This window comes from Kitasatospora sp. NPDC059146 (genome assembly GCF_042786665.1).
Lineage (GTDB): Bacteria > Actinomycetota > Actinomycetes > Streptomycetales > Streptomycetaceae > Kitasatospora.
The window spans coordinates 24,411-44,843 of record NZ_JBHZCY010000025.1; the positions used below are offsets into that span (position 1 = coordinate 24,411).

The following is a 20,433-nucleotide window of genomic DNA, read 5'->3' on the forward strand; positions in this document are numbered from 1 at the left end:
CGTCCTTGTCCCCGCCGCGCACGGCTGTGGCGGCGGTCGGCTGTAGTGGGGGTAGGGCGGACCCGCCGACGGGAGCGTCGGCGGTGGGTTCCGCTCAGGACCGGTGGACCTGGAGTTCGTGCAGATCCGGCGCGGGGCGCGGACCGTCCAGCAGACCCGCGGGCACCGCCCGGGGCAGCGCCTCGGGCGTCGGCACGGCCAACGGCAGTACGGCGGGCTGCGGATGCGGCGGCGGGTTGGGCAACTGGGCGTCCTGCGGGCAGAACGGGTGGCTGGAGCAGCCGTTGTTGCGCGGTGGCTGGCCGTCGGCGGTGCACAGGATCCAGTGCTCCTGCGGTTCCCCGAACCAGTGGTGGTCGGACGCCCGGACGACGTCGCGGGCGTCGCGGGCGTCGTGGGCGTGCGGTGCCGGCGCGACGGCGTCCGCCGCGCTCACCAGCGACACGGCGCTCACCAGGGACACGGCACTCACCGGGGCCGGGCCGGGGCGGACGGGGGCGTCCGCCTTCGCCAGGCCCGAACACGGCAGCGCGGACAACAGCGCGACCAGCAACAGGACCAACAGCACACCCGCCGGGCGGCCCGCCGGTGCGGCCCTCCCCGGTCGGGGCGAGCTCGGGGCCGACGCGGTCATGCGCACATTTAATCAGCCGAACGGGTGAAGCGATGCCCCTCCTCGGACCTCATTTTCGGCCGCCAACACCCCCCAATGTCCAGGAAACGCCCTGCTCGGGGCACATCCGGCAAGCAGGGACGGAACGGGAGCGAACGAGTCGGTGACACCCGTCCCACCCAGCTGCCCGGACGGCCGTGAACCGGCAGGTGAGCGCGGTGGCCGGGATGATCCGATCGGTGACCGGTTGTCGCCGAAACCCGGACACGGTCGTTGCACTTGGAGACAATGACGCCAGTCCGGCCCCGCCGGGGGCGGCGCGACCACGGACCGACCAGGAGCCGCCAGATGAGCAAGCAGGGTGCACCCGCACAGCCGCCCCGGCCCGACGACGGCTGGTGGGACACCGTCTACGACGGTCCGGCGGGCACCCTCCCCGACACCCCGCACGCCGACCCGGGCGACGGCAGCGTCGACGACTGGTTCGACACGGCGGCCGGACTCATCGGGCCGCAGCGCACCGCTCCGCCGGTGCCGGAGCCCGCGGCGGAAGCTGCGGAGGAGCTTGCGGACGAGCCCGTGGAGGTGCCCGTGGACGAGCCCGCGGAGGCGCCCGCGGCCGAACGGGACAGCATCGACGACTGGTTCGACGACGCGCTCGGCGTCATCGAGGGCGCCGGCGGCATCGGGCGCCAGCGCAGCTCGACCGAGACCCAGCAGGCCCCCGAGCCCCCCGCGGCGGAGCCCGAGCCCGAGCAGCCGCCCACCCCGGTCTCCCCGGTCCCCCCGGTCTCCCTGGAAAAGCCCGTCCCCGAGCTCGCCCCCGCCCCCACCCCTCCCCCCGCCGCAACCCCCGAGCCCGAGCCCGAGCCCGACCACGCGCCGCAGCCCGACCCCGAACCCGTGGCCCCCGTTCCCGTCCCCGCCTCGGTCCCCGACCCGCGCCTCGCCATCCGCACCCCGCTCGCCGAGACCCCTCCCACCGTCCCCCACGTCGGCGAACGCCCCCCGACCTACGGCCCCGAACCGACCGCCGTACCGGAGGCCGACCCCGACACCCTCGACGCCGTCGTGCCGGACACCGCGCTCGAAGGCGCCCAGTACGGGGCGACCGTGCTGCGCGCGGTCTCCGTCCGCGGCGACTCCGCCCGCTACCGCGGCGAGCCGCGCCGGGACAGCCTGCTGGTCACCAGGTTCGGCGACGGCCCCGACGGGCTGCTGCTCGCCGTCCTCGCCGGCTACGAGCGCACCGGCGGCGCCGAGGACGAGTCACTCACCCCGCAGGCCGTCGCCGCGGGGACGGGCGAGGCCTGCCGCCAGCTCGCCGCCACCATCGGACGCAGCCGGACCGGCCTCGCCGCCGACCTGCGCGACGGTGCCCGCGACCGGCTGCGCTACGGCCTCCAGCGCCTGGCCACCGGCGCGGCCGCCCCGCTGCGGGCCCTCGCTTCCCAGACGGAGGGGGACGACAGCCCGTCCCCGGCCTCGCTGCACTGTCTGCTGATGTCGCTGGACCCGGCGGCCGGCTACCGCGCCGCCTTCGGCGTCGGGCCCGGCGGGCTCTACCTGCTGCGCTCGGGCCACTGGATCGACGCCTACGCGGCCCGGCTGCTCCACCACCCGGACGGCCAGCCGCCCGTCCCGGAGGCCCCCGTGCCGGACCCGCGCCCGTTCCGCTTCCGGCTCGTCCCCGCCACCCCGGGCGACATCCTGCTCCTCTGCACCCCGGGCCTGTCCCGCCCCATCGCCGACGAACCGGCGGTCGCCCACTTCCTCTCCTCCCACTGGGCCCACCCCCACCCCCCGGGCACCGTCGACTTCCTCCGCCAGGTCCAAGTCCGCGCCAAGGGCTACGCCGACGACCGCACCGCCGCCGCCATCTGGACCGAATGACCAAGCCCCATCGCACCAGAAGTCGGCCCGCCCGACTTCCAGCGCAGCCCCCCACGGCGCCCGCCGCCCATCGGGCCGCCCCCTTCCCGACCCGGAGCCGGCCGGGCGGGGCAGCAAGCCCCGCACACCAGAAGTCGATCCGCCCGACTTCTGGTGCACAGTCCCCGTGCGAGTGCTCGGTGCTCATCGGGGGCGTGGCACTCTCGGGCAGGCGGGTCGGGCTGAGAGAGCAGGCCCCGCGTAGCCAGAAGTCGACCCGGCCGACTTCTGGCTCAACCGGATCTGTGTTCGCCCCCCGGTGCACCGGGTGCCGTGATGCCGTGGCCCTCCCGCATCTGGTCGGGCGAGGGCCGAGGACCGAGGGGCGAACGCCCTGCCGGCGGGCCGCAGCTCAGTTCTCCCTGGCCCCGGCCCCGGCCCTGGCCCCGACCCCGACCCCGGCCCTCCGGACACCAGAAGTCGGCTGGGCCGACTTCTGGTGCGGGAGCGGCGAGTGCGCTGGGGGAAGAAATCTATAGACCGGTCGGTCTACTTCTGCGCGCGCTGCATGGGAAGTCGGCTGGGCCGACTTTTGGTGCGGGCAGGGTGGCGGCGTGGTCGAGAAGCCCGATGAATCTGTAGATCGATCTACATATTCTCCGGGATGGCCAGCCAGTAGATCGGTCTACATATTTCCCCCGAGAGGCACGCCGCGTGCGGGGCCCGACCCCCGGCGGGCCGGGGGGGGCTGCACCGGAAGAGGCGGCCAGGGCTCAGTGGCCGGGGTGCCTCAGGTGCGGAGCAGGATGGTGGCGACGGCGGTGGCCTGGGTGAGGGCGGTGGGGTGGTGGGCGCCGGGGAGGCCGATGGCGATGGGGACGGCCAGGCCGTCGAGGAGGGCGCGGAGTTGGCCGGCGCGGTCGGCGGCCGGTCCGGGGGTGAAGTGGCCGGTGCTGGTGCCCTGCTCGATGAGGGTGACCAGGTCGGCCTGCCAGGGCGCCTCGATCTCCTGCTGCCCCTGGCGGAGTTCGGCGCTGGCCGGGGAGCGGCCCCAGACTTCCACCCAGAGGATCCAGCGCGGGTCGCCGGGGCCTTCGGCCAGGTAGAGCCGCAGGTAGGCGTCGAGGCGCTGCCAGGGGTCGAGGGCCGGGTCGGTGAGGGCTGCGCGCCGGCGGGCCCCCAGCTGGTCCTCGCTCCAGCGGAGGGTTTCGAGCAGCAGCTGGTCCTTGCTGCCGAAGTAGTAGAGCAGGTGTCCGGCGCTCATCTGGAGCTGTTTGCCGAGCCCGGCCATGGTGAGTTTGGCGAGTCCGTGTTCGGCGATCGCGGCCCGGGCGGTGGCGTAGACCTCCTCGCGGGGGCGCGCCGGGCGGCGCGGGCGGGGGTCGGCCATGGTGGGGCTGCTTCCTGACGCGGGAGACGGGCGAGACGGGCGAGACGGGCGAGACGGGGAGACGGCGGCGCTGGTGGAAGTCCGAACGGTACCGGAGCGGGGAAGGCTCCCCGCTCCGGTACCCCCGGCGTCAGGCCTTGGGCTGCTGCTGGGTGATGCAGTGGATTCCGCCCCCGTTGGCGAAGATCCCGCGGGCGTCGACGAGTTCGACGGTGCGGCCGGGGTAGGCCTTGGCGAGGATGTCGGCGGCCTCCTGGTCGCGCGGGTCGTCGAAGGCGCACAGGACGACGGCGCCGTTGGCCACGTAGTGGTTGATGTAGGAGTAGTCGACCGGCTCGCCGTCCTCGTCGAACAGGACGGTGGGGGCGGGCAGTTCGATGACCTCCAGCTGTCGGCCCTGCGCGTCGGTGGCGGCGCGCAGCACGGCGACGAGCTCCTGGCAGACCTCGTGGTCGGGGTGGGCCGGGTCGGGCTGGACGTGGGCGACGACGACGCCGGGGCGGACGAAGGAGGCGACGATGTCGATGTGGCCGCGGGTGCCGAACTCGTCGTAGTCGCGGGTGAGTCCGCGGGGCAGCCAGATGGCCTTGGTGGTGCCGAGGTGGGCGTGCAGTTCGGCCTCGACGTCCTCCTTGGTCCAGTCGGAGTTGCGGCCCTCGCCGAGCTGGACGGTCTCGGTGACGAGGACGGTGCCCTCGCCGTCGACGTGGATGCCGCCGCCTTCGTTGATCAGCCGGGAGGCGAAGCGCTGGACGCCGGTGAGTTCGCTGATGTGCTCGGCGACGTGCTGGTCCTTGTCCCAGCGGGCCCAGGACTGGGCGCCCCAGCCGTTGAAGATCCAGTCGGTGGCGGCCAGCGAGCCCTTGCCGTCGATCACGAACGAGGGGCCGATGTCGCGCATCCAGGCGTCGTCGAGCGGGCGTTCGACGATCTCGACGGCCTCGGAGACGTACCGGCGGGCGTCGGCGGTCTCGCCGGTGTTGACGATCAGGGTGAGCGGCTCGTACCGGACGATGGTGTCGGCGACGGCGGCCCAGGCCTCGCGGCCGGCGTGCAGCTGCTCGGGGGTCTCGAAGGTGGGGTTGGTGGTGGGGAAGGCCATCCAGGTGCGCTCGTGGGGGTGCCACTCGGCGGGCATCCGATAGCCGAGGGAGGCGGGCGTGGGGGTGGTCATCATCGGGTCCTTGAGGAAGAAGTGAGCGACGGGGTCAGAGGAAGTAGAGGCGGCTGAGCGAGACGCTGTCCGCGGGTTCGGAGCGCAGGGGTGCGCCGTCGAGCGAGACCAGTCCGGTCTCGGTGACCTCGACGTGGCCGGTGCGGGCGTTGCGGACGAGGTCGCGCGGTCCGATGCCGCGGGTGCCGCGGACGCCGACCCGGCGGCGGCGGGTGGGGAGTCCGTCGGCGGCTCGGTGGGGGTGGGCGCCGTCGGCGGCGGCCTGGGCGACGAAGGCCACCGAGAGGTCGGCGGCGGTGGCGCCGTGGGCGCCGAACTGGGGCCCCAGGACGAGGGGTTCGCAGCGGTCGGTGGCGGCGTTGGGGTCGCCGGTGACGCCGTACGCGGGGAAGCCGGCCTTGAGGACGAGTTGCGGTTTGGCGCCGAAGTGGTCGGGGCGCCAGAGCACGATGTCGGCGAGCTTGCCGATCTCGATCGAGCCGACCTCGTGGGCGAGTCCGTGGGCGATGGCGGGGTTGACGGTGAGTTTGGCGATGTAGCGCAGCACGCGCTCGTTGTCGTCGCCGCTCTCGGTGGTCCCGTACGAGCCGTTGCCGTCCATCGGTCCGCGTTCGGCCTTCATCTTGCCGGCCATCGCGAAGGTGCGGCGCACCGTCTCGCCGGCGCGGCCCATGCCCTGGGCGTCGGAGGAGGTGATGCCGATGACGCCGAGGTCGTGCAGCACGTCCTCGGCGCCCATGGTGCCGGCCCGGATGCGGTCGCGGGCCATGGCGGCGTCGCCGGGCAGGTCGGTCTTGAGGTCGTGGGCGGAGACGATCATGCCGAAGTGTTCGCCGAGGGCGTCCCGGCCGAAGGGCAGGGTGGGGTTGGTGGAGGAGCCGATGACGTTCGGCACGCCGGCCAGCTTGAGCACGTTGGGGACGTGTCCGCCGCCGCAGCCCTCGATGTGGAAGGCGTGGACGGTCCGGCCCTCCAGCACCCGCAGGGTGTCCTCGACCGCCAGGCACTCGTTCAACCCGTCGGTGTGCAGGGCGACTTGGACGTCGTACTGTTCGGCGACGCGCAGCGCGGTGTCCAGTGCGCGGGTGTGGGCGCCCATGTCCTCGTGCACCTTGAAGCCGCAGGCGCCGCCCTCGGCCAGCGCCTCCACCAGCGGGGCCTCGTCGGAGGACGAACCGCGGCCCAGGAAGCCGATGTTGACGGGCCAGGCGTCGAAGGCGTTGAAGGCGTGGCGCAGCGCCCAGGGCGAGTTGACGCCGACGCCCCAGACCGGGCCGAACTCCTGGCCGATGATCGTGGTGACGCCGGAGGCCAGCGAGGCCTCCATGATCCGCGGCGAGAGCAGGTGGACGTGGGTGTCGACGGCGCCGGCGGTGGCGATCAGGCCTTCGCCGGAGACGATGGTGGTGCCGGTGCCGACGACCACCTCGACGCCGTCCAGGGTGTCCGGGTTGCCGGCCCGCCCGATCGAGGCGATCCGGCCGCCGATCAGGCCGATGGACGTCTTGCGGATGCCCTGGATCGCGTCGATCACCAGGACGTTGCTGATCACGACGTCGCAGGTGTCGCGGACGGCGGCGGGCTTGAGGTGGAGGCCGTCACGGGCGGTCTTGCCGAAGCCGGCCAGGAATTCGTCGCCGGGGGCCTGGGAGTCGGATTCGACGCGGACGATCAGTCCGCTGTCGCCGAGCCGGATCCGGTCGCCGGCCCGGGGGCCGTGCACGGAGATGTAGTCGTGGGCGGTGAGGGAGCTCACGAGGGCACCTCCTGGTCGTCGAAGTCGGTGAGGTAGCCGGTGGCGCGGGCTTTGGCGAGGGCGGCGTCCTTGGCGCCGGGGGCGTCCAGGGGGCCGTCGACGAGTCCGGCGAAGCCGATCGCGACGCGTGCGCCGCCGATCGGGACGAGGCCGACCTCGACGGTGGCGCCGGGGTCGAAGCGCACCGAGGAGCCGGCCGGGACGGCCAGGTGGGTGCCGTAGGCGGCGGCCCGGTCGAAGGCCAGGCGCGGGTTGGCCTCGAAGAAGTGGAAGTGGGAGGTGACCGAGATCGGCACCCGGGAGGTGTTGTGGACGGGGATGAGCAGGGTCTCCTCGACCGGGTCGTAGCCGGCGCCGTCGCCTGGCAGCGCGCGGCCGGGGGCCTCGTCGCCGAGCGAGCCGGCGCCCCGGAAGGGGTCGTCGACGACGGCGAGCCGGGTGCCGTCCTCGAAGACGGCCTCGACCTGGACGACGGTGACCACGTCGGGCACTCCGGGCAGGACGTCGGCGGCGGTGAGGACCGAGCGGCCGGCCTCGACGGCCTCGGCGAGGCGGCGGCCGTCGCGGGCGGCTTCGCAGACGGTGTCGGCGATCAGGGCGGTCGCCTCGGGGATGTTGAGGCGCACGCCCCGGGCGCGGCGGGCGCGGGCCAGTTCGGCTGCTGTGAAGATCAGCAGCCGGTCCCGCTCGGTGGGGGTCAGTCGCACGGTTCCTCGCTCGCGGTCGCCGGGGAGGGGGTGGGTTCGGGGCCCTGGGCTTCCGGATGATGTTAGAACGGCGTTCAAACATCTCGGTTCATTGAACCCGCACCGGGGCTCTGTGTCCAGCGTTGCCGCTCCCGGAGCCTTCGGCCTCTCGGGCGGGCGGCGGGGCGGGCGGCGGGGTGAGAAGCGGGACGGGCGGCGGGGCGAGCAGCGGGGCGGGTGGCGGGGGCGAGCGGGCCTGCTCGCCGGGCGGCGCACGGCGGTGGTGCGGGTGGGGGCGCGCGGCCCCGCGCACGGTCCGTACGGGCGCCGGGTGTGCGCGGGATCGGGTGGGGGCGGTCTCGAAAACAGCCTCTGCGCTTCGCAAACCTGTCCGGCGCGGGCAGTTGGATCACGTGAACCTCCCCGTGCCCCTTTCACCCCACGTGATCGGACGCACACTGTTGCAAACGCCGTCAACTGGGCATGAGGATGGTGGTTCAGTACGAGGGGCCACCCGGCCGGCGGGGGATCCGGAGGCGGGGGCCCGGATTTTGAGGGCGGGGGCATCTGTTGATGGACGGTCAGTCGCGATTCCCGCGGCAGCGGACGAGTTCGGGCGACGCCTACCGGTCCGGGCCGGTCCAGGGCCCGGTCGTCGGCGCCGGAACGGCCCTGCCGGGTGCGTCGGCCCCGGGGTGCGCGCTGCACCGCCGGCTGCACCTGACGCTCGAACCGGCCGACCTGGTCGGGGTGGGCGCGGTGCGGCACCGGCTGCGTACGGCGCTGAGCCACTGGGGGGTGCCGGAGCTGTCCGACACCGCCGAGCTGCTCTCCTCCGAGCTGGTCACCAACGCGTTGCAGCACACCGGCAAGGGCGCGGTCTTCGACGCGGTGCTCGGTACGGACAGCCGGCTGCGGGTCGAGGTGCAGGACGGCGCGAGCCGACTGCCCGGGCGGCGGCGCGAGCCGGACGCCGAGTACGCGACCTCGGGGCGCGGGCTGCTGCTGGTGGAGGCGCTGGCGGACTCCTGGGGCGTGCAGCTGCGCGGCGACGGCAAGGTCACCTGGTTCGAGCTCGCGATGCCGTAACCCGCCGAAGTCCGGCGGAGCCCGCCAACGTCCGCCGAAGCTCGCCCATGTCCGCCAGCGTCCGCCGAAGCCCGCCCATGTCCGCCAACGTCCGCCGAAGCCCGTCGGCGAACCCGAACGCGACACCCGTACGATTGTTCGTCTCCGATTGATCCGTTCCCGAAGCAAGCCCTGAACACAAGGCGGAGCGCAAGATTTCCGGCCCGTTGCCATTGCCGCTCGGCCGAACATTGGACAGGATGGTGGGAATGTGTGTCCACGTGCGGGAAGCAGCGGGGAGACCGAACCTCGACTGACCACCGCCCGTCGGCACCGCCCGATCCAGCACGACCCATCACACCGCCACGCGGCCCGTCCGGACGGTCGGCGCGGTCCGCCACGGCAGCGGCAGGAGCAGCATGCCCACTGAGCCCGAGTCGCCGGGGCCGACGCTTCCTCCCGGCGTGTCCGCCGCGGAGCGGCACCTGCCCGCCGCGGAGCCGCACCCGCCCGCTCCCCGCACGCCCGCGCAGGCCACCCGCCGCAACTCCGTCCGCACACCGCCGGTGCTCGCCTCCGGGCGGCTGGCGCCCGTGCTGTCCGGCGGCCTGCCGCCCTCCTCCGCCGACTCCATGCCGGACTGGCTGGAGCCCGCGATGGCCGCCAACGGCATCGGCTCCTTCGACTGGGACATCCGCCGCGACGTCCTGGAGGGTGACCAGCGCGCCTGCGCGATCATCGGACTGGACTCCGTCGAGCGGGACCGCTTCGACCGCACCGCCGCCTCCTTCCTGTCCCTGCTTCACCCCGAGGACGCGCCGGTGGTGCGCCGCCGGGTCGAGCGCGCGGTGGCCGAGCTGGGCCAGTGCGGCGCCTACTACCGCACCGTCGGGCCGAACGGCACGATGCGCGCGGTGCGCTTCCGCGGCCGGGTGCTGGCGGACGCCTTCGGCCGGGCCTCGCGGATGGTGGGCTTCGTCTGGGACGCCACCGTCGAGCTGCACAAGCGCGACCACGCCGACCGGATGGCCCTGCTGCGCGAGGAGCGCTCCCGGTTCATCAAGGAGGCCGCGCGCGCCCTCTCCGAGGCGGTCACCGTGCGTGACGTGGCCCGGGTGTTCACCGAGCTGCCGCTGCCCGGACTGCCGCCGGACGGTCTGGTGCTGGCCTCCTTCGAGGCCGGCCGGGCCCGGATCCTCGGCGCCTCCGGCTACCGTTCGCAGGCCCTCGCCGTCTGGGACCGCGCGGTGCTGCCCGCCGGCCACCCGGCCGCCGAGGCGCTCAGGCACCGCACCCCGGTCTTCATCTCCAGCCGGGAGGACTTCCGGGACCGCCACCCCGACGTGTGGGAGCAGACCAGCCGCACCGGCCGCGGCTCCTGGGCGTACCTGCCGCTGGTGGCCAGCGGCCGGGCGATCGGCGTCTGCGTGGTCAGCTTCGACGACGAGCGCGAGCTGGACGCGGACGAGCGCACCCTGCTGTCCACCCTGGGCGGGCTGGTGGCCCAGTCGCTGGCCCGGGCCCGGCTGCACGACGCCGAGCACGAGCTGGCGGCCGGCCTGCAGCGGGTGATGCTGCCCCGCACCGTCCCGTCCGTGCCCGGGGTGACCACCGCGGTGCGCTACCTGGCGGCCGGCTCCGGGCTGCAGATCGGCGGCGACTGGTACGACGTGGTGCCGCTGCCCGGCGGGCACGTCGGCCTGGTGATCGGCGACGTCCAGGGCCACGACGTGCACGCGGCCGGGATCATGGGTCAGCTGCGGATCGCGCTGCGCGCCTACGCCGCGGAGGGCCACCCGCCCGCCGCGGTGATGGCCCGCGCCTCCCGCTTCCTCGCGGACCTGGACACCGACCACTTCGCGACCTGCACCTACGCCGAGGTCAACGTGGACTACGGCGTGGTCTACGCCGTCCGGGCCGGCCACCTGGACCCGGTGGTGCGCCGCGCGGACGGCACCGCCGCCGTCCTGCCGGTGGCCGGCGGGCTGCCGCTGGGCATCGACCCGGACCAGGAGTACCGGGTGACGAGGTTCAGCCTGGACCCGGGCGAGACGGTGCTGCTCTGCACCGACGGCCTGGTCGAGGCCCGCGGTACGGACCTGGACGAGGGCATCGGCCGGCTCACCCGGACCATGGCCCGGCCGCTGCCGGTGGCCGGCGAGGCGGCCCGCGACCCGCTGGAGGAGCTGGCCGACCGGATCACCTCCCAGGCCGCCGACTCCAGCGAGCGCGAGGACGACATAGCGCTCCTGCTGCTGCGCTGGGACGGTCCGGAGGGCGGCCTGGCCGCCCAGCAGCTGCGCCGCCGGATCGGCCAGGCCGACCTGGCCAGGGTCGCCGAGGTGCGCGCCGAGCTGCGGGACGCGCTGCGCCGCTGGGGCGTCGCCGAGTTCATCGACACCGCCGAGCTGCTCTCCTCCGAGCTGGTCACCAACGCGATCCGGCACACCGACCGGGACGCCATGTTCACCGCCCGGCTCTACCGGGAGACGGTCTCGGACGGCGGCCGGGCCCGGCTGCGGGTCGAGGTGGAGGACGAGTCGGACCTCTGGCCGACCCGCCGGACCCCGGGGGAGCAGGCCTCCTCCGGGCGCGGGCTGATGCTGGTCGAGGCGCTGGCGGACGCCTGGGGCGTGGAGCCGCGCGGGTCCGGCAAGCGGATGTGGTTCGAGCTCAGCGGGACGAGCGCGGCCTGACGGTTTCCCGCCCCCGCCCCCTGGGGCCCGGGTGACGCGGGGCCCCAGGGGAACGGTCGGGCCGGGGCCCGGTGACGGGTCAGCCGAACTGCTGCTCCAGGTCCTTCAGTTTGCGCTCCAGCGAGTCCAGCCGGGGGAGCGTGACGGTGTCCTCGTCGGCGGTGAGGTCGATGGTGCGCCGCTCCGGACGGGCCGGCAGGCCCGGCTGGGCGACGGTGCCCTCGGCGGCCTCGACCTCGCGCGCGCGCGTCCTGGCCCCGCGCGCGCCCGACCCGGCCTCCCGGGCGCCCGCCCCGGCGGAGCCGAGGGCCCCAGCCTCCCGGGCGCCCGCCGGGAGCTCCGCCCCGGGCCCGCCGGCTATCGCGGACTCCGGGCCGGCCGACTCCAACTGCCGTGCGGCGCCGCCGCGTCCGCGCCAGTGGCCGCTGCTGCGGTTGATCGCCCGGATCTCGGCCCGTTCTCGGCGCCCGGCGAGCTTACGGCGCTCCTTCTCCATGGCGCGCTCGCGCTTCTCGTCGCGGACCTCGTCCACCGCCTCGTCCAGGCTGCGGACACCCTCCAGGAGCATCAGCGACCAGGCCGCGTAGGTCTCGCGCGGGGCGCGCAGCCAGCGGACGATGCGGATCTGCGGCAGCGGACGGGGCACCAGGCCCTGTTCGCGCAGCGCGGCCCGGCGGGTCTGCTTGAGCGCGCGGTCGAACAGGATCGCGGCGGACAGCGACATGCCGGAGAAGAACTGCGGGGCGCCGGCGTGGCCGAAGCCGCGCGGGGCGTGCACCCAGTTGAACCAGGCCGAGGCGCCGGCGAAGAGCCAGACCAGCAGCCGGGAGCCGAGCGCCGCGTCGCCGTGGCTGGCCTCGCGGACGGCGAGCACCGAGCAGAACATCGCGGCGCCGTCCAGGCCGAACGGGACGAGGTACTCCCAGCCGCCGGACAGTCCGAGGTTCTGCACGCCGAAGCCGACCAGGCCGTGGAAGGAGAGCGCGGCCGCGACACCGGCGCAGCAGAACAGCAGCGTGTAGGAGGCAGCGCCGTACAGGGATTCCTTGTTGCGGCGCCGTTCCTCGGAACGCTCCCAGGAATCCGCGCCGGCGGCGGATCCCCGGCTTCGGGCCAGGGCCACCAGGAGGGCGCTGACCAGCAGCCCCACGACCCCGGTGACGGCCCAGCCGAGCGGTATGTCGGACAATTTCATTGCCGGAACCAGCCTCGCTTTCTGCGTCGCGTTCCTGCGCCGGTCGCTGCGTTCCAGCGGCGCGGCGGGGACCATCATGACGGATGCCCGGCGGGCGAAAGGCGGATTCGCCGTCAATGCGCTGAGGAGAGGGATTTCTGACCCGTCGCCAATCACATGGTCATATGAATTCGGCGCTGGACATTCCCGGAATCACGGGCTTTTCGAATCCCGGGTCGTACGGATTTCCGTCAACGTCGCGTGACGCGGGGGCAGCCGTTGCACATTTCCGCGGATTCCACGGTGTAGACGAGGCAACAGCTGGCCCGAGCCCGGTCCGTACCCGAAGCACCGCCGCACCCGGGCGCCGGGGGTGCGAAACCGGCGCCCGGGGTGAAGGGGGCCGGGGCGGGAGCGGGGCCCCGGCCCGCGCCGGGCGTGCGCGCCGGTCCGGAGGGGGATGGCCCGGAGGAGGGCTCCCCGGGCTCCCCGGGTGCCAGCAGGGCGGACAGCTCGTCGCGCGCCCGTTCCTGCTCCCCGAGCAGCCCGCCCGCGTACCAGAGCCCCTCCACCACCGCGTCGGTGGCCATCGCCCACAGCACCCGGGGCCCGCGCCGCGCCTCCGGTCCGAAGGCGGCCAGCACCGGGGTCAGGAACTCGGCCAGGGCGCGCCGCAGTTCGGCGCCGAGCGCGTCCTCGTCCGGCACCGTGCGGGCCCCGGCCGTGCGGGCCGCGGGGTCGTCCGGCAGGCAGACGAAGGCCTCCGGGCGCACCGTCAGCCCCATCGAGGCTGGGGCGCGGTGCACCGAGACGTCGCCGGGGCCGAGCAGCGGGACGCGCCGCTCCAGGAACCACGGCACGGTGAACAGCAGCGAGACCGGCCAGACGAAGCGGTGCAGCCCGAAGCCGGCCGCCACGTCCGGGCGCAGCGGCCGCCCGTAGCGGGTCAGGCCCTGCCGGGCGTCGTGGGCGACCAGTTCGCGCAGTGCCGCCGGGTCGGTGGTGAGGGTGGCGACCGGCAGCCAGCCGTCGCCGTGCCGGGGTGGGGCGCAGCGCAGGTCCAGCATCGGGGCGAGCGCGGTCAGCCGGTGGTACGAGGGGGCGCAGGGGGTGGGGGTGTCCGGTGCGTGGGTGGGGTCGTGCGCCTGGGCGTGGTCGTGCGCCCGGGTGGTGCGGGGGGCGCGCGGCGCGGGGCCGGGCCGGGTGCTGCTCGCGGTCATGGGCGGGCCCCATCGGGTCGACCGGGGCCGCCGGTGGACCGCCCGGCAGGGCCGGTCGCGGACGGTCCGCCGCGGCCGGGCCCGGCCGGTCCGGGGCGTGGCGGTGCCCGGGGGACAGCAAGGCGACCTGTCCGGGGCGCTGCTCACCCCGGACAGGTTAGGCTCACCTTAGCTGATAGTTCCCCGGGTCTCGCTGGTGATGCGTCCGTCCGGGGGAGGCCCCGGCGCACGTCCGAGCTGGCGTGCGAGCCAGACCGGCACCCCGCCCAGGGCGTGCACCAGGCGGGTGGCCTCGGCGCGCAGCCGCACCGCCTCGGCGGGTTCGGACACCTCGGCGAGCGCCGCGAGCGCCGGCGCCACCCCCACCGTGAAGCCGAGTTGCTCGCGCAGTCGCAGTGAGGCGTCGAAGCCCTCCCGGGCGTTGCCGCGGTCGCCGCGGGAGAGCGCGAGCGCGCCCAGGTGCCGCCAGGTGTAGGAGCGGAGCAGTTCGTCCCCGCGTTCCCCGGCGCCCTCGTGCGCCCGGCGGTAGGCGATCCAGGCGGCACTGCGGTCGCCCAGCAGGTTCTCGGCGACCAGTCCGCGCCGGAAGTCCAGCAGGGGCCGGCCCGGCGCGTCCGGCGGCAGCAGCGCCGAGGTGCGGCCGAGGGCGGCCTGGGCCTCGTCGAGGCGGTCGCGCGGGCCGAGCACGCTGGCCAGGTAGGCGAGGAAGCCGCGGGCGCAGCCGGCGGCCGCGCGCTGCTCGGTGCCCTCCGCCAGGGCCTCGGCCAGCCGTAACGCCTGTTCCGCCTGGGTCCAGTGCGCGGCGGTGAACAGGCATTTCTCGATGAGGAGTTCGGCCCGTGCGAGGGCCGCGGCCGGGTCGTGTTCGGCGGCGGGTCGCAGTAGTTCGGCGGCCTCCTGCCAGCACCCCCGGGATCGCAGCCGCCACACGGTGTCGCCCGGTTCCTCCGCTGCCGCCCGCCCCCGTTCGTCCGGGCCGCTCGGGCTCCATCCGTGCTCCGACAACGCCACCTCCTTGTGTGCGCCATCCAGCAAGGGCGCGGACCTGCCTGGGAGCCCTGCCGTCACGGCCCGTTCGCATGGCGGCGGCAGGGTGAACGGCACGGCGAAAGGCCCGCGCTGTGGCGGCAATTCAACACGGGGGTGAGCTTGTGCACCAGATCACGAGCGGAGGTTGTTGCTTTTGTCGGGGAGATGATCTAGTGGGGCGCCGGGTGTGCGGCGCCGGGCTCCGGGTGTTGGGGCGCCGGGGTGTCGGGGGAGGGGCGGGGCAGGGGCGGGTCGGGTCAGGAGGTCCAGCCGGTCTCCATCAGGGCCTCGGCGGCGCCGTTGGCGGGTTGGGGCACGCCGGCCAGGTCGAGGCTGAACAGGGCGACCAGCAGTTGTTCGCCGCGCACGGTGGCCTGGTGGGAGTAGCCGGCCAGGGTGAACATGGCGGCGGCCATCTCCTCGGCGTGCAGGGTCTGCAGCCACAGGCACTCGACCGACTTCACGTCGGCGGGCTCGGTCCAGGTGTCGACCTGGGCGACCATCCGGCCGCCCAGCAGGGTGACCCCGTCGCGTTCCTGGGCCTCGGTCAGCTCCAGGTCGTCGAAGCCGAGCCACTCCAGGTAGCGGGCGGCGGTGAACACCGCGTCCTGGGAGGTGCGCACCGGGTGGGGGCGGAACGGGGCGCGGTGGCGGAACGGCCTGGGGCGTCCGGCGGGGCCGCCGCCCTGCGCGGGCGGGGCGGGCACCGGGGCGTTCACCGGGTGCGCCGGGTAGGGGCGGGCGCTCTGCGGGCCGGGGGCGGCGAGCGGGCCGGCGGTGCCGCCGCCCAGCCGGGTGGTGCGGTCCACCGGGAGGCGGACGGTGGCGCCGCAGTTGCAGGTGAACTCGGGCTGCGGCCACTGGTCGGAGCGGCCGCAGTGCGGGCAGCGCATGCTCAGCCAGGAGTCCTCCCAGGAGCGGAACCGCACCTGGACCGGCACCCCGCCGCGCAGCAGCGGGACCTTCAGCGAGGCGCCGCACGGACACGGCAGCGACGGCGGCTCGTACAGGTGCTCGCGGCGGCAGGCGGGGCAGCGGATCGCCCGGGCGCCACCGCCCGCCCCCGGCCCCGACCGCGCGGGGTCGTGTCCGGTGAAGTCGTCGGGCAGTCCTGCCATCGCGGGCTCCGTCCGTCGGTGTCGGGTCGGGGTGGTTGGTTCCCATGCTCCCCGAAACGTCCGGCTTCGGGCGCGGAATGGGGCAATCCTCAGGGACGGATCAGGGACGGATCAGGGGCCGGTCGCCGGTACGGGCGAGGCCGGGCCCCTCCGCGGGGAGGATGCGCGGCCGGCGTCAGCGGGGCGGTCGGTCGACGGACCAGCGGGCCAGGTCGGCGGGGGTGTCCAGGTCGTCGGGGACGGCGACGTCCGCGCACTCGACCAGGACGAGTTCCCCGGCGTGCGCCGCCAGCAGGGCGCGGGCCCCGGCGTCCCCGGACGCGCCCTCGGCGGCCTCGGCGAAGTGCCGCGCGCCGATCAGCACCGGGTGTCCGCGCCGTCCGCCGTACGCCGCGGCGGCCAGGTCGGCGCCGGCCCGGTGCGCGGCCAGCAGCCGGGCGACCGCGGCCGGGGTGACGCCGGGGGTGTCCACCAGCATCACCAGCACCGCCGGGGCCCGCGGCGGCAGTGCGGCCAGTCCGGCCCGCAGCGAGGAGCCCATGCCCTCGGCCCAGTCCGGGTTGGCGACCAGCCGGCAGCCCGGCAGGTGCGCGGTGGAGCGCACCCGCTCGCGGTCCGCGCCCAGCACCACGGTGACGTCGGGGCAGCCGCCGGCCCGGACGGTGGCCACCGCGTGCTCCACCAGCGGCCGGCCCGCGTACCGGATCAGCGCCTTGGGCCGCCCGCCGAGCCGGCGTCCGCCCCCGGCGGCGAGGACGAGGGCCGGGACGGCGGGCGGTGTGGTCTGCATGCGCCCAGCCTGCCCGGTCGGGGCCCGGTCGCGCAGCCGTTCGGCGCTTGTACGAATCCACAAGGCGAAGGCGCAGGTCGCGGGCGGTCCCCGGCGGTTCGGCCGCTGGTCCCGCGGCCCGCTTGCCCCTGTACTGGGGCGATGAACACCGCACCGCGCCCGCTGGTGGACCGCTTCGGACGGGTCCACACCGATCTGCGGGTCTCCCTGACCGATCGCTGCAACCTGCGCTGCACGTACTGCATGCCGGCCGAGGGGCTGGACTGGCTGCCCCGGGCGGACGCGCTCGGGGACGACGAGGTGGTGCGGCTGGTGCGGATCGCGGCGCAGCGCCTGGGGGTGCGCTCGGTGCGGCTGACCGGCGGGGAGCCGCTGCTGCGGCGGGGGCTGCCGGGCCTGGTCGGGCGGCTGGCCGCGCTGGGCGTGGAGCTGTCGCTGACCACTAACGGGATCGGTCTGGCCCGGACCGCGGTCGCGCTGCGGGAGGCCGGGCTGGGGCGGGTGAACGTCAGCCTGGACACGCTGCGCGCGGACCGGTTCGCGGAGCTCACCCGGCGGGACCGGATCGCCGACGTGTTCGCGGGCCTGGCGGCGGCCAAGGCGGCCGGGCTGGACCCGGTGAAGGTCAACGCCGTGCCGGTGCGCGGCGTGAACGACGACGAGATACCGGAGTTGGCGGCCTTCGCCGTCGAGCACGGCTACCGGATGCGCTTCATCGAGTCCATGCCCCTGGACGCGCAGGGGAGTTGGGACCGCGCCGCGATGGTGACGGCCGAGGAGGTGCTGGCCCGGCTCGGCGAGCGCTTCGACCTGGTGCCGGTCGGGCGCAGCGGCAACGCCCCGGCGGAGGAGTGGCGGGTCGCCGGGACGGACACGGTGATCGGGGTGATCGCCTCCGTCACCCGGCCGTTCTGCGGGGGCTGCGACCGGGTCCGGCTGACGGCCGACGGGCAGTTGCGCAACTGCCTGTTCGCGACCGAGGAGTCGGACCTGCGCGCGCTGCTGCGCGGGGGCGCGGACGACGGGCGGATCGAGGAGGCCTGGCGGGCCTCGGTGACGGGCAAGGGGCCCGGACACGCCATCGGCAGCGCCGGGTTCGTCCGGCCGGACCGGCCGATGTCGGCGATCGGGGGCTGAACTCCCGGGCGCGGACGGGGACGGGGACGGGGACCCGGATGGGGCCCGGGCGGCCGGAGTCGACGGAGTGTGAGCTTCGACATGCTCCTGGGCTCCCCGTGGCGTCGGCTTGACCTTCTCTTGGGGTGGCTGGTCTGCTGGTTCGCCGTCAACCCGCCCCTGATCCCGGGAGTTCTCCGTGCCCGCCCGCCGTACCTGGCTGTCCGCCGCCACCGTGTTCCTGATATGCCTGCTCGCCCTGGTCGGCTGGCTGGTCGAGGGCCGCGGCGGGAAGTCGCCGGGCGGGTCCGGACCGTCCGCCGTCGGCACCGGCACCAGCCCGCTGCAGAACCCGGACGGCACCAAGCCCGGCCTGGCGCCGCTGACCACCCCGGAGGAGCAGAAGGCGGGCCGGGAGCTGATCGCCAAGGTGGCCACCGCCCGTACCGGTCCCAAGGACGGCTACGACCGCAACGAGTTCGGCCCCGCCTGGACGGACAGCGTCGAGGGCGTCCCGTACGGCGGCAACAAGTGCGACACCCGCAACGACCTGTTGGCCCGCGACGGCAGCGGTGTCGAGCGCAAGGACGGCTCGGACTGCGTGGTCACCGCGATGACCATCCACGACCCGTACACCGGCCGGACCGTCGAGTGGACCAAGCAGCAGGCGTCGAAGATCCAGATCGACCACGTGATGCCGCTGTCCTACGACTGGCAGATGGGCGCTGCCACGTGGGACAAGGCCAAGCGGGTCCGGATCGCCAACGACCCGCTCAACCTGATCCCCGCCGACGGCTCGCAGAACGCCTCCAAGGGCGACTCCGGCCCGGCCGACTGGCTGCCCGCCAGCACCGAGATCCGCTGCTCGTACGCGGTGCGCTTCGCCCAGGTCTCGCTCAAGTACCAGCTGCCGGTCACCGAGGCGGACAAGAAGGCGATGCTCCAGCAGTGCGGCGGGTGAGGAAACGATCCTCCTTCGCCGGTCGTACCGCGAGGCGGCGAGGCCTCGTGGCGGCGCAGCCGCGCGGCGGCGCTAAGGAAGTGCCAAGGAGGCGGCCGGGGGCAGCGGGCGAGATGCCCCGGCGGTGCCCCGGATGGTATTCGTGGGCGGTGCCCCCGATGACCCCCCGCCTGCGGCGACGCGCCCTGCCCGCCCTCGCCGCCCTGCTCCTCGCCCTGGCCGCCGGCTGCTCCGGCCCCGGCGGCGCACGCCCCGCGGCCGCGCCGACCAGCCGCCCGCCGCTCGCCGAGCGGGCGCCCACCAGCGCCTCCCCGGCGCTGCAGGCGTACTACGACCAGCGGCTCGCCTGGGCACCCTGCGACGGCGCGGGCGGCGACGCGGGCGCCGACGGCGCGGAGGCGGCCGCAACCGCCGTCCAGTGCGCCACCCTCAAGGCCCCGCTGGACTACGCCGACCCCGGCGGCCGCAGCATCGACGTCGCCGTCGCCCGGGTGCCCGCCGCCGACCCCGCCCACCGGATCGGCGCCCTGCTGGTCAACCCCGGCGGGCCCGGCAACTCCGGTGCCAACATGGCCCGGGGCTGGAAGGACGGCCAGGGCCCGATGCGCGACCGCTTCGACGTGGTCGGCTTCGACCCGCGCGGCTCCGGCGCCACCCTGCCGATCGACTGCCTGGACGACCGCACCCGCGAGCAGTCGATGCGCACCGACGACCCGGCCTACGACCGAGGCCGGGTCCTCGCCGACGCCTGCCGGGCCAAGTACGCCGACATCCTGCCGTTCCTCGGCACCCGCAACAGCGCCCGCGACATGGACGTGCTGCGCAGCGCCCTCGGCGAGCGCAAGCTCGACTTCCTCGGCCTCTCCTACGGCACCTACCTCGGCGTCCTCTACGCCGAGGAGTTCCCCGACCGCACCGGTCGGCTCGTCCTCGACGGCGCCGTCGAACGCAGCACCGACCTGATGCACCTCGACGTCGAACAGGCCGCCGCCACCGAGGCCGGCTTCCGCGCCTTCGCCATCGCCTGCACCGCCGAGGGCGCCGACTGCCCGCTCGGCACCGACCCGGCCGCCGCCCCCGGGCGGCTCGCCGACTTCCTCGACGGCCTCAAGGACCACCCGCTGCCCACCCACGACGGCCGCACCGTCACCGCCTCCCTCGGCTGGGGCGTCGTCATCGACACCCTCGCCGACGGCCACGGCAGCTGGTCGCGGCTGCGCTCCGCCCTCGACCCCGCGCTCACCCGCGGCGAGGGCGACGAACTGCTCCGGTTCTCCGACGGCAACGCCGGCCGCGACGACGACGGCCACTACGAGAACTCCGCGGACGCCTTCGCGGCCATCCACTGCGCCGACGCCCCGCTCGCCCCCAGCGACGCCGACCTGCGCACCGCCCTCGCCGACCTCGCCGCCCGGGCCCCGCTCACCAGCCGCCACGACACCCGGATCACCCTGCTCGAACCCGACTGCCGCCCCTGGCCGTACCGGTCCACCGAGCGGCCGCACACCGTGACGGCGCCCGGCAGCGCCCCGGTCCTGGTGATCGGCGGGACGGAGGACCCGATCACCCCCTACGTGTGGGCGCAGCGGATGGCGGCCGGGTTGCAGCACGGCGTGCTGCTCACCCGCGACGGCGACGGGCACATGTCCTGGTACCACAGCTCCTGCGCGCGCGACGCCGCCGAGGCCTACCTGGTGGACGGGGTGCTGCCCGCCGCCGGGGCGCGCTGCGGCTCCGACTGACGGGGCGTCGTGCCGGGCCCGTGGGGGC

At 75.1% G+C, this 20,433-nt stretch carries 16 protein-coding genes; 6 read left to right on the forward strand and 10 right to left on the reverse strand.

What is annotated here, in order from left to right; genetic code table 11:
• Positions 1 to 94: 94 nt before the first annotated feature.
• Positions 95 to 634, reverse strand: a complete 540-nt coding sequence (locus ACFXPX_RS14060; protein ID WP_380522767.1) for a hypothetical protein — start codon at positions 632 to 634, stop codon at positions 95 to 97.
• 327 nt (positions 635 to 961) lie between these two features.
• On the opposite strand from ACFXPX_RS14060, the gene ACFXPX_RS14065 reads away from it, so the two are divergent.
• A complete protein-coding gene (locus tag ACFXPX_RS14065) occupies positions 962 to 2,506 on the forward strand; it encodes a hypothetical protein (protein ID WP_380641315.1) in 1,545 nt (514 codons plus the stop codon).
• A gap of 769 nt (positions 2,507 to 3,275) precedes the next feature.
• Here ACFXPX_RS14065 and ACFXPX_RS14070 read toward each other — a convergent pair.
• From ACFXPX_RS14070 to ureA, 4 genes are all read right to left on the reverse strand, one after another.
• A complete protein-coding gene (locus ACFXPX_RS14070; RefSeq protein WP_375890175.1) occupies positions 3,276 to 3,875 on the reverse strand; it encodes a TetR/AcrR family transcriptional regulator in 600 nt (199 codons plus the stop codon).
• Positions 3,876 to 4,005: 130 nt separating this feature from the next.
• A complete protein-coding gene (locus tag ACFXPX_RS14075; protein ID WP_380641317.1) occupies positions 4,006 to 5,052 on the reverse strand; it encodes an agmatine/peptidylarginine deiminase in 1,047 nt (348 codons plus the stop codon).
• A gap of 31 nt (positions 5,053 to 5,083) precedes the next feature.
• Positions 5,084 to 6,805: an urease subunit alpha gene (locus ACFXPX_RS14080; protein ID WP_380522764.1), complete on the reverse strand. Its 1,722-nt coding sequence runs from the start codon at positions 6,803 to 6,805 to the stop codon at positions 5,084 to 5,086.
• A complete protein-coding gene (gene ureA, locus ACFXPX_RS14085) occupies positions 6,802 to 7,512 on the reverse strand; it encodes an urease subunit gamma (RefSeq protein ID WP_380590807.1) in 711 nt (236 codons plus the stop codon). Before ureA ends, ACFXPX_RS14080 begins: the two co-directional genes overlap by 4 nt.
• A 552-nt stretch (positions 7,513 to 8,064) precedes the next feature.
• Between ureA and ACFXPX_RS14090 the strand changes: the two genes are divergently transcribed.
• Both ACFXPX_RS14090 and ACFXPX_RS14095 read left to right on the forward strand, forming a co-directional pair.
• On the forward strand, positions 8,065 to 8,580 hold the full coding sequence (locus ACFXPX_RS14090; RefSeq protein WP_375890181.1) for an ATP-binding protein: 516 nt from the start codon (positions 8,065 to 8,067) through the stop codon (positions 8,578 to 8,580).
• A gap of 398 nt (positions 8,581 to 8,978) precedes the next feature.
• A complete protein-coding gene (locus ACFXPX_RS14095; protein WP_375890183.1) occupies positions 8,979 to 11,255 on the forward strand; it encodes a SpoIIE family protein phosphatase in 2,277 nt (758 codons plus the stop codon).
• Positions 11,256 to 11,334: 79 nt separating this feature from the next.
• On the opposite strand, the gene ACFXPX_RS14100 is transcribed toward ACFXPX_RS14095, so the two are convergent.
• From ACFXPX_RS14100 to ACFXPX_RS14120, 5 genes are all read right to left on the reverse strand, one after another.
• Positions 11,335 to 12,450, reverse strand: a complete 1,116-nt coding sequence (locus ACFXPX_RS14100; RefSeq protein WP_375890185.1) for a DUF2637 domain-containing protein — start codon at positions 12,448 to 12,450, stop codon at positions 11,335 to 11,337.
• Between the two features lie 230 nt (positions 12,451 to 12,680).
• The gene (locus tag ACFXPX_RS14105) at positions 12,681 to 13,649 is read right to left on the reverse strand and encodes a (2Fe-2S)-binding protein (protein ID WP_380641319.1); all 969 of its coding nucleotides are present in this window, start codon (positions 13,647 to 13,649) and stop codon (positions 12,681 to 12,683) included.
• 168 nt (positions 13,650 to 13,817) lie between these two features.
• Positions 13,818 to 14,654 carry a hypothetical protein gene (locus tag ACFXPX_RS14110; protein ID WP_375890188.1) on the reverse strand — a complete coding sequence of 279 codons (837 nt, stop codon included), beginning with the start codon at positions 14,652 to 14,654 and terminating at the stop codon, positions 13,818 to 13,820.
• 281 nt (positions 14,655 to 14,935) lie between these two features.
• Positions 14,936 to 15,796: a hypothetical protein gene (locus ACFXPX_RS14115; protein ID WP_375890190.1), complete on the reverse strand. Its 861-nt coding sequence runs from the start codon at positions 15,794 to 15,796 to the stop codon at positions 14,936 to 14,938.
• A gap of 175 nt (positions 15,797 to 15,971) precedes the next feature.
• Positions 15,972 to 16,586 carry an NTP transferase domain-containing protein gene (locus ACFXPX_RS14120; RefSeq protein WP_375890192.1) on the reverse strand — a complete coding sequence of 205 codons (615 nt, stop codon included), beginning with the start codon at positions 16,584 to 16,586 and terminating at the stop codon, positions 15,972 to 15,974.
• A gap of 141 nt (positions 16,587 to 16,727) precedes the next feature.
• Here ACFXPX_RS14120 and moaA point away from each other — a divergent pair, with 141 nt between their 5' ends.
• From moaA to ACFXPX_RS14135, 3 genes are all read left to right on the forward strand, one after another.
• Positions 16,728 to 17,723, forward strand: coding sequence for a GTP 3',8-cyclase MoaA (moaA, locus tag ACFXPX_RS14125; RefSeq protein WP_380405838.1), 996 nt, complete (start codon positions 16,728 to 16,730; stop codon positions 17,721 to 17,723).
• Positions 17,724 to 17,946: 223 nt separating this feature from the next.
• A complete protein-coding gene (locus ACFXPX_RS14130; protein WP_380522786.1) occupies positions 17,947 to 18,663 on the forward strand; it encodes an HNH endonuclease family protein in 717 nt (238 codons plus the stop codon).
• A gap of 158 nt (positions 18,664 to 18,821) precedes the next feature.
• A complete protein-coding gene (locus ACFXPX_RS14135) occupies positions 18,822 to 20,405 on the forward strand; it encodes an alpha/beta hydrolase (protein WP_380590795.1) in 1,584 nt (527 codons plus the stop codon).
• Positions 20,406 to 20,433 lie beyond the last annotated feature (28 nt).

Coding starts and splice junctions, on each gene's coding strand:
- ACFXPX_RS14065 (WP_380641315.1), top strand. CDS start 962: ATGAGCAAGCAGGGTGCACCCGCACAGCCGCCCCGGCCCGACGACGGC.
- ACFXPX_RS14105 (WP_380641319.1), bottom strand. CDS start 13,649: ATGACCGCGAGCAGCACCCGGCCCGGCCCCGCGCCGCGCGCCCCCCGC.
- ACFXPX_RS14075 (WP_380641317.1), bottom strand. CDS start 5,052: ATGATGACCACCCCCACGCCCGCCTCCCTCGGCTATCGGATGCCCGCC.
- ACFXPX_RS14060 (WP_380522767.1), bottom strand. CDS start 634: ATGACCGCGTCGGCCCCGAGCTCGCCCCGACCGGGGAGGGCCGCACCG.
- ACFXPX_RS14120 (WP_375890192.1), bottom strand. CDS start 16,586: ATGCAGACCACACCGCCCGCCGTCCCGGCCCTCGTCCTCGCCGCCGGG.
- ACFXPX_RS14095 (WP_375890183.1), top strand. CDS start 8,979: ATGCCCACTGAGCCCGAGTCGCCGGGGCCGACGCTTCCTCCCGGCGTG.
- ACFXPX_RS14070 (WP_375890175.1), bottom strand. CDS start 3,875: ATGGCCGACCCCCGCCCGCGCCGCCCGGCGCGCCCCCGCGAGGAGGTC.
- ACFXPX_RS14100 (WP_375890185.1), bottom strand. CDS start 12,450: ATGAAATTGTCCGACATACCGCTCGGCTGGGCCGTCACCGGGGTCGTG.
- moaA (WP_380405838.1), top strand. CDS start 16,728: ATGAACACCGCACCGCGCCCGCTGGTGGACCGCTTCGGACGGGTCCAC.
- ACFXPX_RS14135 (WP_380590795.1), top strand. CDS start 18,822: ATGACCCCCCGCCTGCGGCGACGCGCCCTGCCCGCCCTCGCCGCCCTG.
- ACFXPX_RS14115 (WP_375890190.1), bottom strand. CDS start 15,796: ATGGCAGGACTGCCCGACGACTTCACCGGACACGACCCCGCGCGGTCG.
- ACFXPX_RS14090 (WP_375890181.1), top strand. CDS start 8,065: ATGGACGGTCAGTCGCGATTCCCGCGGCAGCGGACGAGTTCGGGCGAC.